10 protein-coding genes are annotated in these 13,845 nt (G+C 60.5%); 8 read left to right on the top strand and 2 right to left on the bottom strand.

All coding sequences use genetic code 11. The annotated features are described in order from the left end of the window. The first annotated feature begins 275 nt into the window (after positions 1-275). The 4 genes from ACLEJR_RS26785 to ACLEJR_RS26770 are packed head-to-tail and all read left to right on the top strand — an operon-like array spanning position 276 to position 4,203. Positions 276-1,301 carry an ABC transporter substrate-binding protein gene (locus tag ACLEJR_RS26785; RefSeq protein WP_440817695.1) on the top strand — a complete coding sequence of 342 codons (1,026 nt, stop codon included), beginning with the start codon at positions 276-278 and terminating at the stop codon, positions 1,299-1,301. Next, positions 1,298-2,218: an ABC transporter permease gene (locus ACLEJR_RS26780; RefSeq protein ID WP_440799817.1), complete on the top strand. Its 921-nt coding sequence runs from the start codon at positions 1,298-1,300 to the stop codon at positions 2,216-2,218. The genes ACLEJR_RS26785 and ACLEJR_RS26780 overlap by 4 nt, the downstream gene beginning before the upstream one ends. Before the next feature lie 6 nt (positions 2,219-2,224). Next, positions 2,225-3,034, top strand: a complete 810-nt coding sequence (locus tag ACLEJR_RS26775) for an ABC transporter permease (RefSeq protein ID WP_042728207.1) — start codon at positions 2,225-2,227, stop codon at positions 3,032-3,034. 17 nt (positions 3,035-3,051) lie between these two features. Further along, positions 3,052-4,203, top strand: a complete 1,152-nt coding sequence (locus ACLEJR_RS26770) for an ABC transporter ATP-binding protein (protein ID WP_440817693.1) — start codon at positions 3,052-3,054, stop codon at positions 4,201-4,203. A 329-nt stretch (positions 4,204-4,532) separates the two neighbouring features. Here ACLEJR_RS26770 and ACLEJR_RS26765 read toward each other — a convergent pair whose 3' ends face one another. Further along, a complete protein-coding gene (locus tag ACLEJR_RS26765; protein ID WP_440817691.1) occupies positions 4,533-5,939 on the bottom strand; it encodes a purine-cytosine permease family protein in 1,407 nt (468 codons plus the stop codon). 305 nt (positions 5,940-6,244) lie between these two features. Here ACLEJR_RS26765 and ACLEJR_RS26760 point away from each other — a divergent pair, with 305 nt between their 5' ends. The 3 genes from ACLEJR_RS26760 to ACLEJR_RS26750 all read left to right on the top strand — a co-directional run bounded on the left by ACLEJR_RS26760 (position 6,245) and on the right by ACLEJR_RS26750 (position 9,295). Continuing rightward, positions 6,245-6,730, top strand: a complete 486-nt coding sequence (locus tag ACLEJR_RS26760) for a flavin reductase family protein (protein WP_440817690.1) — start codon at positions 6,245-6,247, stop codon at positions 6,728-6,730. A 178-nt stretch (positions 6,731-6,908) separates the two neighbouring features. Then, entirely contained in the window at positions 6,909-7,952 is a 1,044-nt protein-coding gene (locus ACLEJR_RS26755; protein ID WP_440817687.1) for an LLM class flavin-dependent oxidoreductase, read from the top strand. Positions 7,953-8,308: 356 nt separating this feature from the next. Continuing rightward, positions 8,309-9,295, top strand: a complete 987-nt coding sequence (locus ACLEJR_RS26750) for an acyltransferase family protein (protein ID WP_440817685.1) — start codon at positions 8,309-8,311, stop codon at positions 9,293-9,295. A 67-nt stretch (positions 9,296-9,362) separates the two neighbouring features. Here ACLEJR_RS26750 and ACLEJR_RS26745 read toward each other — a convergent pair whose 3' ends face one another. Next, positions 9,363-11,438, bottom strand: a complete 2,076-nt coding sequence (locus ACLEJR_RS26745; protein ID WP_440817697.1) for a TonB-dependent siderophore receptor — start codon at positions 11,436-11,438, stop codon at positions 9,363-9,365. A 302-nt stretch (positions 11,439-11,740) separates the two neighbouring features. Between ACLEJR_RS26745 and ACLEJR_RS26740 the strand changes: the two genes are divergently transcribed. Then, a complete protein-coding gene (locus ACLEJR_RS26740) occupies positions 11,741-13,537 on the top strand; it encodes a methyl-accepting chemotaxis protein (protein WP_440817682.1) in 1,797 nt (598 codons plus the stop codon). Positions 13,538-13,845: the final 308 nt, after the last annotated feature.

The following is a 13,845-nucleotide window of genomic DNA, read 5'->3' as shown; positions in this document are numbered from 1 at the left end:
CGGGGATCACCGCCGGGGCTGAGTATTCATTCACAGGAGGATAGAAAAAAATCTGTCCTCAGGCAGATAACCGGTAAGGCAAAGTGCTTGCAGAATGTTTGGAATACCATAATATGATATTCCATAGACCGCATGCTCCAGCCAAGCGCACCCGGCAGGGAACGCGCATTCAACCCGCCCTTGGCGCGGTCAGCCGCAAGACCCGATGGACATAAGCTCCCGATAAGTGGGCACAGATAAGCCCGCTCAATAAACACAACAATGAGGGCGTGAAAATGGTGTTGAAGAAAAGTGCAGTCGCCGTTCTTTTTGCGAGCCTGCTGAGCGTCGCCAGCCAGGCGTCGATGGCCGCTGAAAGCGTCAACTTCGTCAGTTGGGGCGGCAGTACCCAGGACGCGCAGAAGCAGGCCTGGGCCGACCCGTTCAGCAAGACCAGCGGCATCACCGTCGTCCAGGACGGCCCGACCGACTACGGCAAGCTCAAGGCCATGGTCGAAAGCGGCAACGTGCAATGGGATGTGGTCGATGTGGAAGCGGACTTCGCCTTGCGTGCAGCGTCCGAAGGCTTGCTCGAACCCCTGGACTTCTCGGTCATCCAACGGGACAGGATCGACCCGCGCTTCGTTTCCGATCATGGCGTCGGTTCGTTCTACTTCTCTTTCGTTCTCGGCTACAACGAAGGCAAGCTCGGTTCCGGCAAGCCACAGGACTGGTCCGCACTGTTCGACACCAAGACCTATCCCGGCAAACGCGCCCTGTACAAGTGGCCGAGCCCTGGTGTGCTGGAGCTGGCCCTGCTGGCCGACGGCGTACCGCAAGACAAGCTCTATCCACTGGACCTGGACCGCGCCTTCAAGAAACTCGACACCATCAAGAAAGAAATTGTCTGGTGGGGCGGCGGCGCCCAGTCCCAGCAACTGCTCGCGTCCGGCGAAGCCAGTATCGGTCAGTTCTGGAACGGCCGCGTCTACGCTCTGCAACAGGACGGCGCACCCGTGGGCGTAAGCTGGAAGCAGAACCTGGTCATGGCCGACATCCTGGTCATTCCAAAGGGGTCGAAGAACAAGGCCGCTGCCATGAAGTTCCTGGCCAACGCCAGCAGTGCCAAGGGCCAGGCCGATTTTTCCAACCTGACCGCTTATGCGCCGGTCAACGTCGACAGCGTCGCACGCCTGGACTCTGTGCTCGCTCCCAACCTGCCGACCGCCTACGCCAAGGATCAGATCACGCTTGATTTCGCGTACTGGGCCAAGAACGGTCAGGACATCGCGACACGGTGGAACGAATGGCTGGTCAAATGAAAATGTCGGCAACGGCAACCCAGCACACCGGCGCCGCCGGTGTGGCAACCGCCAAGGCAGTCGCCACACAAACCCCGTCGCTGGCCCAGCGCTGGCGCGGGGTCGGCAACCTGGCCCCGGCTCTGCTGTTTTTAGGCCTGTTCTTCCTGGCGCCACTGATCGGCCTGCTGCTGCGCGGCGTGCTGGAGCCAGTCCCGGGGCTTGGCAACTATGAACAACTGTTCGCCAACTCGGCTTATGCCCGGGTGCTGTTCAACACCTTTTCGGTGGCCGGGCTGGTGACTCTGTTCAGTCTGTTGCTGGGCTTCCCCCTGGCCTGGGCAATCACGCTGGTACCTCGTGGCTGGGGGCGCTGGATCCTCAACATCGTGCTGCTGTCGATGTGGACCAGCCTGCTGGCCCGCACCTATTCCTGGCTGGTGCTGTTGCAAGCCTCCGGGGTGATCAACAAGGCCCTGATGGCGCTGGGCATCATCGACCAGCCACTGGAGATGGTGCACAACCTCACCGGCGTAGTGATCGGCATGAGCTACATCATGATTCCGTTCATCGTCCTGCCGTTGCAGGCGACCATGCAGGCCATCGACCCGATGATCCTGCAGGCGGGCTCCATCTGCGGCGCCAGCCCGTGGACCAACTTCTTCCGGGTGTTCCTGCCGCTGTGCCGGCCGGGGCTATTCTCCGGCGGACTGATGGTGTTCGTGATGTCCCTGGGTTACTACGTGACGCCGGCCCTGCTGGGCGGCGCACAGAACATGATGCTGCCCGAGTTCATCATCCAGCAGGTGCAATCGTTCCTCAACTGGGGCCTGGCCAGCGCCGGCGCCGCGTTGCTGATCGTCATCACGCTGGTGCTGTTCTACTTCTACCTGAAGCTCCAGCCGGAATCCCCGGTCGGCGCCAGTCACGCGAGGTAAACCGTCATGCTCCTGACTCCCAATGCCATGAGCCGGCGCATGCGCTTCGGTCTGTACGCCACCACCGGTCTGATCGGACTGTTCCTGCTGCTGCCGATCGTGTTCATCGTGTTGCTCTCGTTCGGCTCGTCCCAGTGGCTGGTCTTCCCGCCACCGGGCTGGACGTTCAAATGGTACGGCCAGTTCTTTTCCAACCCCGACTGGATGAACGCCGCGTTGACCAGCCTCAAGGTCGCCCTGCTGACCACGGTTTGCGCGGTAGCACTGGGGTTGCCGACGGCATTTGCCCTGGTGCGTGGACGCTTCCCTGGTCGGGAAATGCTCTACGGCCTGTTCACCCTGCCGATGATCGTGCCGCTGGTGATCATCGCCGTGGCGGTGTATGCGCTGTTTCTCAAGCTCGGCTACACCGGGACGATGTTCGCGTTCGTGGTCAGCCACGTCATCGTCGCGCTGCCGTTCACCATCATTTCGATCATCAACTCGCTCAAACTGTTCGATCAGTCCATTGAGGACGCCGCGGTGATCTGCGGTGCCTCGCGCCTGCAAGCGGTGTTCAAGGTGACGTTCCCGGCGATTCGCCCGGGCATGGTCGCCGGCGCCCTGTTTGCGTTCCTGGTGTCGTGGGACGAAGTGGTGCTGAGCGTGATGATGGCCAGCCCGACCCTGCAAACCTTGCCCGTCAAGATGTGGACCACCCTGCGCCAGGACCTGACGCCTGTGATCGCCGTCGCTTCGACGCTGCTGATCGGCCTCTCGGTATTGGTGATGGTGATCGCCGCCGCCCTGCGCCGGCGCAATGAAATCAGCGCCTGAGCGCCTAGGAGAAGACAATGAGTGCCGTCAAAGACCCCGCACAACAGAACAACAAGACCCTGGTCAGCCTGCGCAACCTGAACAAACACTACGGCGACTTTGCCGCCGTGGACGACATCTCCCTGGAGATTCAGGACGGTGAATTCCTGACCTTCCTCGGTTCCAGCGGCTCGGGCAAGAGCACCACCCTGTCGATGCTGGCCGGGTTTGAAACCCCCAGCAGCGGCGAAATCCTGGTGGACGGCAAATCGCTGGTCAACGTGCCGCCGCACAAGCGTGACATTGGCATGGTGTTCCAGCGTTACTCGCTGTTTCCGCACCTGTCGGTCCGGGACAACATCGCGTTCCCCCTGGCGATCCGCAAACTCGCCCCGGCCGAACGCGACCGCCGCGTCGACGCCATGCTCAAGCTGGTACAACTGGAGCAGTTCGCCCACCGCCGCCCTTCGCAACTTTCCGGCGGCCAGCAACAGCGCGTGGCGATTGCCCGAGCGCTGGTCTATGAGCCACGTATCCTGCTGATGGACGAACCCCTCGGCGCCCTGGACAAAAAGCTTCGGGAAGATTTGCAAGATGAACTGCGTCAGCTGCATCGGCGCCTGGGCATTACCATCGTCTACGTGACCCATGACCAGGAAGAAGCCATGCGCCTGTCCCAGCGCATCGCCATTTTCAGCCATGGCAAGATCGTCGGCCTCGGCAGCGGCTACGACCTCTACCAGAATCCGCCGAATGCTTTCGTCGCGTCGTTCCTCGGCAACTCCAACTTCCTCAAGCTCAAGGCCCAAGGCAATGCGGTGGCGACCTTCGAAGGCCAGTCGTTGTCGATCCGACTGACTGCCGGCCTGCAAACCGAGCAGGACGTGCTGCTGATGGTGCGCCCGGAAAAAGCCCTGGCGCTGAGCACCGAGCAGGCGGCGCAACAACCCTTGGCGGCAGGCTGGAACGAAGTGCCGGCCAAGGTCGTGGAAGTGCTGTTTCTCGGCGAAAGCCAGACCTGCAGCGTGGTGACGTCCGGCGGCACCGCCATGACCGTCAAGGCGCTCTCCGCCGCGGGCATGCCGCTCAAGGCCGGCGACCCGGTACGCGTGCGCTGGGCCACCGCCGACGCCTGCGTCTACACCCAATGGGCCGAAAGTGACCTGAACAAGGCCGCCGGGGCACACTGATCCCCTTCTGGCCCACTTCGATGGGCCGCCTCACAGATGTCACCCTCAAGGTCGCCGCAACGTCGGGTTGCGGCGGCCTTTTTTTGTTTGGTGATGGCTGAGTATCGGCCTTCAATCCCAGCGGCATGGGGGCTGAGCTTGCTTGCGATAGCGATGGGACCACTTGCATCGATACTGAATGGGCCGACGCCTTCGCGGGCAAGCCCGCTCCCACAGGTTTCCAGGGTGTATCTGAGAATTGTGAACACCCTCCCGCCTCCACAGTTTTGCACCCACCCAAACAAAAATGCCCGGCAAATAGCCGGGCATTCGATTAAACGGTTCTTGGATCAATCGGTGTAACCCAACCGCGTCGCCGCGCGCCGCTGGGCCTGGCCGCGGGTCGCCAGGCAGTAATAAAGCGGGCAGGTCACCAGCAACCCCACCAGCCACGACAGGTCGGCACCGTCCACCAGATTGGCGTAGGGCCCGACATACAGCGACGTGTTGGCAAACGGCAACTGCACGATGATCCCGATGAAGTACGCCACGATCGCATGCAGGTTGAAGCGCCCATAAATCCCGCCATCGGCCCGGAAGATCGAAGCGATGTCGTAATGGCCACGCTTGATCACATAGAAGTCGATCAGGTTGATCGACGCCCACGGCACCAGCACCAGCAACAACGCCAGGATCAAGCCGATGAACTGCGAAATGAAGTCCGCCGAAGCCCCAAGCGCCACCACGCAGCAGCCTGCCAGTACGCCGCTGGACAACACCACTCGAACCTTGACGCTTGGCGTCCACTGACTGGCGAAGGTCTGGATCGAGGTGATGATCGAGAGCACCGCACCATACAGATTCAAGGCGTTGTGGCTGATGATATTGAGCAAGAACAGCACCATCAGGATAGGCCCCAGCCAACCGGTGGACTGCTTGACCGCCGCCATCGCTTCCGTGCCTTCCGGCGTAGCAAGCACGGCCACCGCGCCGAAGGCAAACGACAGGATGGTGCCCAGTGTCGCTCCCAGGTAGGTGGCCAGAAATGGACGGGCGATGCCGATATCCGCCGGCAGGTAACGCGAGTAGTCAGAAACGTAAGGCGAGAAGCTGATCTGCCAGATGATCCCCAGCGAAACCGTGGCCAACCAGCCGGACAGATTGAAGCCTCCGCGGGTGAAAAAATCCGCCGGCAAGTCATGGGCGAAAATGTAGAAGAATCCGGCGAACAAGGCCCCGCCCATCACCCACGTGCCGATGCGGTTGAGGGTATGGATGAACCGATAGCCGATCACCCCGATGGCCGTGGCACCAAGGGCACCCATCAGGATACTGGCCGGGACCGGCACCGACGGCGCGATGCCAACGATGGATTTGCCCGCCAGGACGATGTTGGAAATAAAAAAACCGACGTAGATCAGCGCCGCGAAGAACACGATCAACAACGCGCCGTAGCGACCGAATTGGCCGCGACTCTGGACCATCTGGGGGATCCCCATGCGCGGTCCCTGGGCTGACGCTAGAGCAATCACCAATCCGCCTATCAAGTGCCCCAAGGCAATCGCTAGCAACCCTCGCAACAGATCGAGATGGAACACTTGGACCACCATGGCCCCGGTGACGATAGGCAGCGGCGCGATATTGGTGCTGAACCATAGGGTGAACAGGTCGCGGGCCTTTCCGTGGCGTTCTGCGAGAGGAACGTAATCGACCGTGTGGTTCTCGATCAACGGGTCTTGCCGGGACATCTGGGACATATGCATGAACTCGAGTTTGTCTGTTCTTATCTTTGTATGAAGCCAAACCGGAGGCACTCTAGGCGCCCCTCAGATGAACACCATATTATGGTATTCCAACACTTTCACAAGACTGATCAGCTCTTTCGGAGCCTGACTGATCCGCTCTTTGGCCCGACCGTCCTGACAACTCCCCCCGTAATCATTGGCTAAAAACGCTAAGAATGACGTTCATCGATTCACCGAAAAAGACCTTGCAATGAATGTATTACGGTATACCATCAGACCTACAAATCTAAAAAACCGGATCACACGAGGACCGCGCAATGATCGACGCCGCCATCTATAAACAAGTCCTGGGTTCGTTTCCCTCCGGTGTGACGGTAATCACCACGCTGGACGAGGATGGCCAGATCGTCGGCCTGACCGCCAGCGCGTTTAGCTCACTGTCCATGGACCCGGCCCTGGTGCTGTTCTGCCCGAACTACAGTTCCGATTCTTATCCGGTCCTGATCAAGAACAAACGCTTTGCCATCCATGTACTGTCTGCCGGTCAGCAAAGCGAGGCCTATGCTTTTGCTCGCAAGGGCAAGGACAAGGCCCAAGGTATGGAGTGGACATTGAGCGCCCTGGGCAACCCGATCCTGGCGAACGCCACAGCGGTGATCGAGTGCGAACTGTGGCGCGAATACGAAGGGGGGGACCACGCGATTATGGTGGGTGCCGTGAAAAACCTCATCGTGCCTGAGCAGTGCACCAGCCCTCTGGTCTACTGCAACGGCAAGATGGGCGCCCTGCCCGTTCCGGCCTGACGGACTGATAGAAACAATTTGTAGATATTTCGTATTATGGTATACCAATAATAATCTGCCAGGCCGCCGTGCCGATAACCCGCGCGGCCTTGCGAGAACATCCAAGAGCCCCGCGCTCTTCCCAGGCATCAGGTCTGCAAACGACAGGCCGCCAACAAAAAGATCCGAGGTAAGCGTCATGAAATTCTCGCTGTTCATACACATGGAACGTTGGGACGAAAGCGTCAGCCACCGCCAGTTGTTCGAAGATCTGACCGAACTGACCTTGCTGGCCGAAGCCGGCGGTTTCAGTACCGTGTGGATCGGCGAACACCACGCCATGGAATACACCATCTCGCCCAGCCCGATGCCGCTACTGGCTTACCTCGCCGGCAAGACCACTACCATTCACCTGGGCGCCGGCACCATCATCGCGCCGTTCTGGCACCCGTTGCGGGTGGCCGGTGAATGCGCGTTGCTGGACGTGATCAGCAATGGCCGCATGGAAGTCGGTCTGGCCCGGGGCGCCTACCAGGTCGAGTTCGACCGCATGGCCGGCGGCATGCCGGCTTCGGCCGGTGGCCAGGCCCTGCGGGAAATGGTTCCGGTAGTCCGTGCCCTGTGGCAGGGCGACTACGCCCACGACGGCGAGATCTGGAAATTCCCGACCTCCACCAGCGTGCCCAAGCCGATCCGCAAGCCGCACCCGCCGATGTGGATTGCCGCCCGCGACCCGGACTCCCACAACTTCGCGGTTGCCAACGGCTGCAACGTCATGGTCACGCCATTGATGAAGGGCGACGAAGAAGTCCTGGACTTGAAGAACAAGTTCCAGGCGGCCCTGGACAACAACCCTGACGTGCCACGCCCGCAACTGATGGTGTTGCGTCACACTCACGTGCATTCGACGGACAACCCCGAGGGCTGGAAAGTCGGTGCGCAGGCGATCGCCAGGTTCTACCGCACTTTCGACGCCTGGTTCGGCAACAAGCAAACCCCGGTCAATGGCTTCCTGGCGCCCAGCCCCGAGGAAAAGTTCGCCGGTCGTCCGGAGTTCGAACTGGAGAGCCTGCACAAGACCGCCATGATCGGCACGCCGGAAGAAATCATTCCGCGCATCAAGTACTACCAGGAACTGGGCGTCGACGAGTTCAGCTTCTGGTGCGACAACAGCCTGCCTCACGCCGAGAAGAAAAAGTCTCTGCAATTGTTCATCGAGCATGTAGCGCCGGCGTTTCGCTGAGCCGCGATGAGTCGCCAGCGTTGGCGAGCAAGCTCCCACATTGGCTTTAGGTGTACGCAGCCTTTGCATACACCGTCTGACCCTGTGGGAGCGGGCTTGCCCGCAAAGACGGCGGCACATTCAACATCTTCATGACAGACACGCCGCTTTCGCGGGCAAGCCCGCTCCCACAAGTGTCCCCGTTGGGCATGCGGGAGCGAGGCCATTGGCGAAGCGCACGGCGCGGCGAACAGATGATGCCAAATATGACAATCTTCCCCACTACCCTGCCGTCGCCGATCACCACCGCTGTTCACCGCTGAAAAACCCCAATAACGTCTACCGCAACGGATCAACTCTGATTAAGGATGATGCGCGTGGGGGTTTATCGTCTGCTGCTGGCCTTGCTCGTGGCGATTTCGCACATGGGCGTGACATTCATGGGGTTCAACCCTGGCGTCGTTGCCGTGGTGTCCTTCCTGATCATCAGCGGCTTCGTGATGACTTCGCTGATCGAACGCAACTACGGTACAGCCGGGCACATCGGCGTGTTCTACCTGGATCGGTTACTGAGGTTATATCCGCAGTTCCTGTTGTACTTCGTCCTGTCCTGCCTGGTGATTCATTTCCTCCTGCCCGGAACGCCCCAGGCAGAGGCCCTGACGTTGGAAAACATCGTCACCAGCCTGCCGATCCTGCCGTTGGGTTTCTACATGTACGGCATCACCGTGCCCGAGATCCTGCCGCCTGGCTGGTCCTTGGGGCTGGAAATGTGTTTTTATCTGTTGATTCCGTTTCTCATCCTTTATCGGGCACGGGGTATCGCCTTTGCGCTGTCAGTGACGATCTTCCTGGTTGCGGCCCTGGGCTACATCGATACTGACATCTACGGCTATCGCCTGCTGCCGGGTGTGCTGTTCATCTTCCTGTGCGGCAGCTATCTGTACCGGGCCAGGGCCAAAGGCCTGTGGATCGTGTCCATCACCACGCTCGTCGCGGCGCTGATGTTCGTGGCCATCGTTACGGGAGTCATTCCTCGACGACCGTTCAACGCGGAGGTGACCCTGGGTATCGTGCTCGGCCAGCCGGCGGTCTGGCTGCTCAGCCGGTTGAGGCACCGCCGGTGGGATGAGTTCCTCGGCAACATCAGCTACGGGGTTTTCCTCAATCACTTCGTGGTGATGTATGTATTGCGGGCGTTCTGGCCGGTGGAGTACAGCACTCTGATCATCACGGCAGTGCTGGTGCTGTCCTTCGTCTTGAGTGGCGTGTCGTATTACAGCATCGAACGGCCGGCGCTGAAGCTCCGTCACGCCCTGAGGGCAGGCGTTGGGCGCGACATCGTTCGGGGCACGCCGGCTTAGGGGAGACAACCGCAAACGAAAATGCCCGGGCTCAGAACCCGGGCATTTTTGTACCAGCGCAGCGCGATCAGAACGTTACGCTGGCGCTCAGGCGTGCGGTGCGCGGCTCGCCGACGTTGACCTGCAGCTGGCTGCCGGTGGAGGACGGGTAGTATTGTTTGTCGAACAGGTTGTCCACGTTCAGTTGCAGAGAGGTCTTGTAACCGAACACCGGCGACTCCCAGCGCAGGAAAGCGTCGGCCACGGTGTAGCTGCTGAGCCAGAAATCGTTGGCGTTGTTGGCGGCACGCTCGCCGACGTAGCGCGCGCCGCCACCTGCATGCCAGTTGCCGAATTCGGCAGGTACGTTCAGGTGATGGCTCAGGTACAGGCTGGCGGTGTGCTTTGGGGCATTGGCCAAGCGGTGGCCTTCGTCGTCCGGATCGTCGAGGATTTCGGTGTGGGTGTAGGCATAGGTGCCGATCAGATCCCAGCGTTCGGACAAGCGGCCGGTGATGTCCAGCTCCAGACCCTGGGAGCCGACCTTTCCGGCGGCTTCCGACAGGGTCACGCCATTGAGCGTGGAGGATGTCACGACATTCTTCTTGACGATGTCGAACAACGCCAGGTTGATGTTCAAACCCGCCAGCGGATCGTACTTGGCACCGACTTCGTAGCTGCGACCTTCCTCCGGCTTGAAGGTATTGCCGGAGTCGTCCACGGTGTCGTTCGGCTTGAATGAGCGGCTGTAATTACCGTATAGCGACAGCTCGTCGGTGGCTTTGTAGACCAGGCCGAGAAACGGCACGAACGCGTCGTCGTTGTCGTCGCGGTTCACTTTATAGCGGGCACCCCTGCCCTGGTCGCTGTATTGATCGTAATGCTGGTAACGACCGCCGAAGACCAGGATCCAACGGTCGTCGAGGTGCCAGTTGTCCTTCAGATAAACCGAGCTTGAAGTCAGTTCGTTACGCAGGTCGCTATCTGCAGCGTTGATCAGGCTCGGCTCGGGCAGGTTGCCGTAGACCGGTGAAGTGATGTCAAAACCGCCGCGAGGGGCATTGCGGTAGGTTTTGCCACGGAACTGATCGGACACCTGATTATCGACACCCACCAACAGATCATGACGCTGGCCGAAGAGGTCCTGCTTGCCCATGAAATCCCAGCTGGCGAAACGGGTTTCATCGTCGTAATGAGCGCCGTTGGCGCGTCGGCTCAGGACATTGCCTGTCAATATGTTGGGCTGCGCAATCGCGAGGCTGTACCGGTCATTGTTCCAACCGTAGGTCAGTCGGGTTTTCCAGGCATCGCTCAGTTCATACTCGAAGCGCGCCGTGGCCGTTTCGCGGATTCCCTGGCTCTTGGCCCAGCGCTCATCGAGGCGCTTGTCGTAGTCGATGTCCGCTGGATGTCCATTGCGGAACACCGTTCCCCGGTCGAACGGGTTGGAGTATTCGTTGTACTCATAGCTCAGGTTCAACGAAGCCCGCTCCCCGGTCCATGCCAGGGACGGCGCCACGAGCGTGCTCTCGTTGACGCCATAGTTGCGCCAGTAATCCTCGTGCTTGCGCTCGGCGATCAGCCGATAAGCCAGGCCGGTGTCGCCCAGCGGCCCGGTGGTGTCCACGGCCGTGGTACCGCCGCCTTCGCTGTAGGCTGAGCCGCTCAGGGTGGTGCCCTGGGTGTATTCGGGCTGCTTGCTGATGACATTGATCAGGCCGCCGGGCTCCAACGCACCGTACAGCATCGAGGCCGGGCCCTTGAGCACTTCGACCCGCTCGGTGGTGGCGCTGAAGTTATGCCCCAGGTTGGAACGCACACCATCGCGCAGGATCGAGCCGTCGTCGTTGGTGCCAAAACCGCGTTTGACCAGCGAGTCCCGCGAGCCGCCCAGCGTATTGCCCTGGTTGACGCCGCTGACGAACTTCATGGCATCGTTCAGCGAGCGTACCTGATAGTCCGCCAGGGTCTGCCGGGTCACCACGTTGATCGATTGCGCCTCTTCCTTGATCGGTACATCACTCTTGCTCGCCGTGCTGGCCTGCGACGCCGTGTAGCCATCGTCCTGAGTCACACCGCTGCCCTGGATAGCCGTGGCCGGCAGTTCCAATGTCTCCTGGGCTTGTAAAGGACTGGCGATGAAGCAGCAGGACAAGGTCGGCAGGACACACTTGATGAAGACGTTGCGGTTTGCGAGGGAGGTGGAACGATTCAAGACGCGGCACTCGTGGGGGGACGTAAATGCGAGCGAATATACTTTGAGAATGATTCCCAGTAAATGCTTTCTATTTGATCGAATGCGCCGTCAATCCCTGTGGGAGCGAGCAGGCTCGCTCCCACAGGGTTACGCATCTAGCAGCCCACTGAAGTCGTAGCAAGTGATATCAAATCGCCCAAATCGCTAAAGCTTTCCCAGTCGCGGTCGAATGTATGCCATTGAGAGATTTTTTGCCCAGGAGCAGCGGCATGCAGACGTTAAAGGCCTTGTACGAGTCTATCGAGATGCAGTTCTTCGATACGCTCACCAAAAAACTGTCGAGCCTTTTCCTGCTGGTGGTGGTCAGTGCGCTGCTGTACTGGGTGGCCCTCAGCGCCCGGGCGGACATTGTCTTGCAGTTGCGCGCCGCGCAGCTGGACGCCGTGCTGCTGGGCCAGATCGAATCCCGGCTCGATGGGCTCACTCATGCCCTGCTCTTCGGCGCGCTGCTGACCCTGGGCATGATCAGCTTCATGGTCTGGTACTTCCGCCACCTGATCGTGCGTCCCGTCACCGCCATGACCCACGCCCTGGAAGAGATCGCCAATGGCGAAGGCGACCTGTCCAAGGACCTGCCACTGGTGACCCACGACGAGATTCGCGTACTGGCCGCCACCTGCAACCGGTTCCTGGCCAAGCAGCGCGAGATCATCAGCAACGTCCAGGCGTTGACCGTGCACATCGCTGTGGAATCGGCGCGCTCGCTGAAAAACATCAGCGACTCCAGCGACAGCGCGACCCACCAGGCACGCTTCGCCAAGGAAGTGATGGAACAGAGCAATACCGCCGTCGGCCGCATCGAAGAGGTGTCGCGCCAGACCCAGGGCATCTCCAGCACCACCGCGCAGAACCTGAGCATTGCCCGTGATTCCTACGCCGAGCTGCTGGAAGTGACCGGCAATATCAGTGAGATTTCCAGCAGCCTCAATGAATTCGCCACCCTGGTGAGCGCCTTGAACCAGCGCTCCTCCAGCATCAAGTCCATCGTGGGTCTGATCCAGCAGATCTCCGCCCAGACCAACCTGCTGGCGCTCAACGCGGCCATCGAGGCCGCCCGCGCCGGTGAGAGTGGCCGCGGCTTCGCAGTGGTGGCCGATGAAGTGCGCACCCTGGCGCAGAACGTCAGCCGGGCCACGGACGATATTTCGCGCAACATCGACGCCATGCTCGAAGAAGTCAGTTCTACCCATGAACAGACCACCCAGATCAGCCACAGCGCCCGGGAAACCCAGAAGGTGGTGGAGCGCGCTTCCGGGCATTTCGAGAGCATGATCGGCGACTTCGAATCCACCAATGGCAAGCTGGCGGACATCGCCGACCATATCCAGCAGTTCGCCGACAGCAATACTGGAATCAACGAACGGGTCACCCAGATCCACGCCGACAGCCAGTCGATCGACCAGCGCATGCAGCATTCGGCAACCGCTACTCGTGACTTGTCGGGAGTTGCCGAAAAGGTCCAGGCGCTACTGGGCCGGTTCGTGCTTGGCCATGGCAGGCTCGATGCGGCGATCAGCCGGGCCAGCGAATGCCGTGATCTTCTGCAGGTCCGCCTGGAGGCGTTGCAAGGCGAAGGCGTCAATCTGTTTGACCAGAGCTACCAGCTCATCCCTGGCACCGATCCCAAGCAGTACATGACCAGCTATACCGAGCGCTTTGCGCAGATCTGCCAGGAAGCCTGCGACCAACTCACCCGCAGCACGCCGGGCGGCAAGGTTTCTTTCATCGTCGACACCAAGGGCTATTGCCCGGTCAACAATAGCTGGGTGTCCAAGCCGCCCACGGGCGACCGCGCCGTCGATTTGCCGGTGTGCCGCAACAAGCGGATCTTCAACGACCCCATCGGCCTGCGGGCAGCGGGCAACGTCCAGCGCTTTCTGCTCCAGACGTACCTGCGCGATACCGGGGAAATCATGACCGAGATCGACGTCCCGTTCTTCTTTGGCGGTCGCCATTGGGGCAACCTGCGGGTGGGGTTCGATGCGGCGGTGTTGTTGGCGGAGTGACTTCCCCCGTGGCGAGGGAGCTTGCTCCCGCTGGGCTGCGTAGCGGCCCTTCCCTTCTTTCGGTCAACACTGCCTTTACTGACCTACCGTCATCGTCGGATCGCCGGCCGGAGCAGGCTCGCTACCGCAGGATCCGTGGTGAATGCAGATCCTGAAGCCACTCAGAAACCAATGTGGGAGCGAGCCTGCTCCGGGCGGCGATCCGACGATAGCGGTCAGTCAGCCGACATCTTCGCCGATTGACCCACCGCATCGCGAGCAGGCTCGCTCCCACAGGAATCACCTCAATCCGGTAAAAGACTCAACAA

The sequence above is a fragment of the Pseudomonas sp. SMN5 genome (genome assembly GCF_052041925.1).
Classification (GTDB): domain Bacteria; phylum Pseudomonadota; class Gammaproteobacteria; order Pseudomonadales; family Pseudomonadaceae; genus Aquipseudomonas.
Note: the sequence above shows the minus strand (reverse complement) of the source record. Positions and strands in the feature narration are given on the sequence as shown.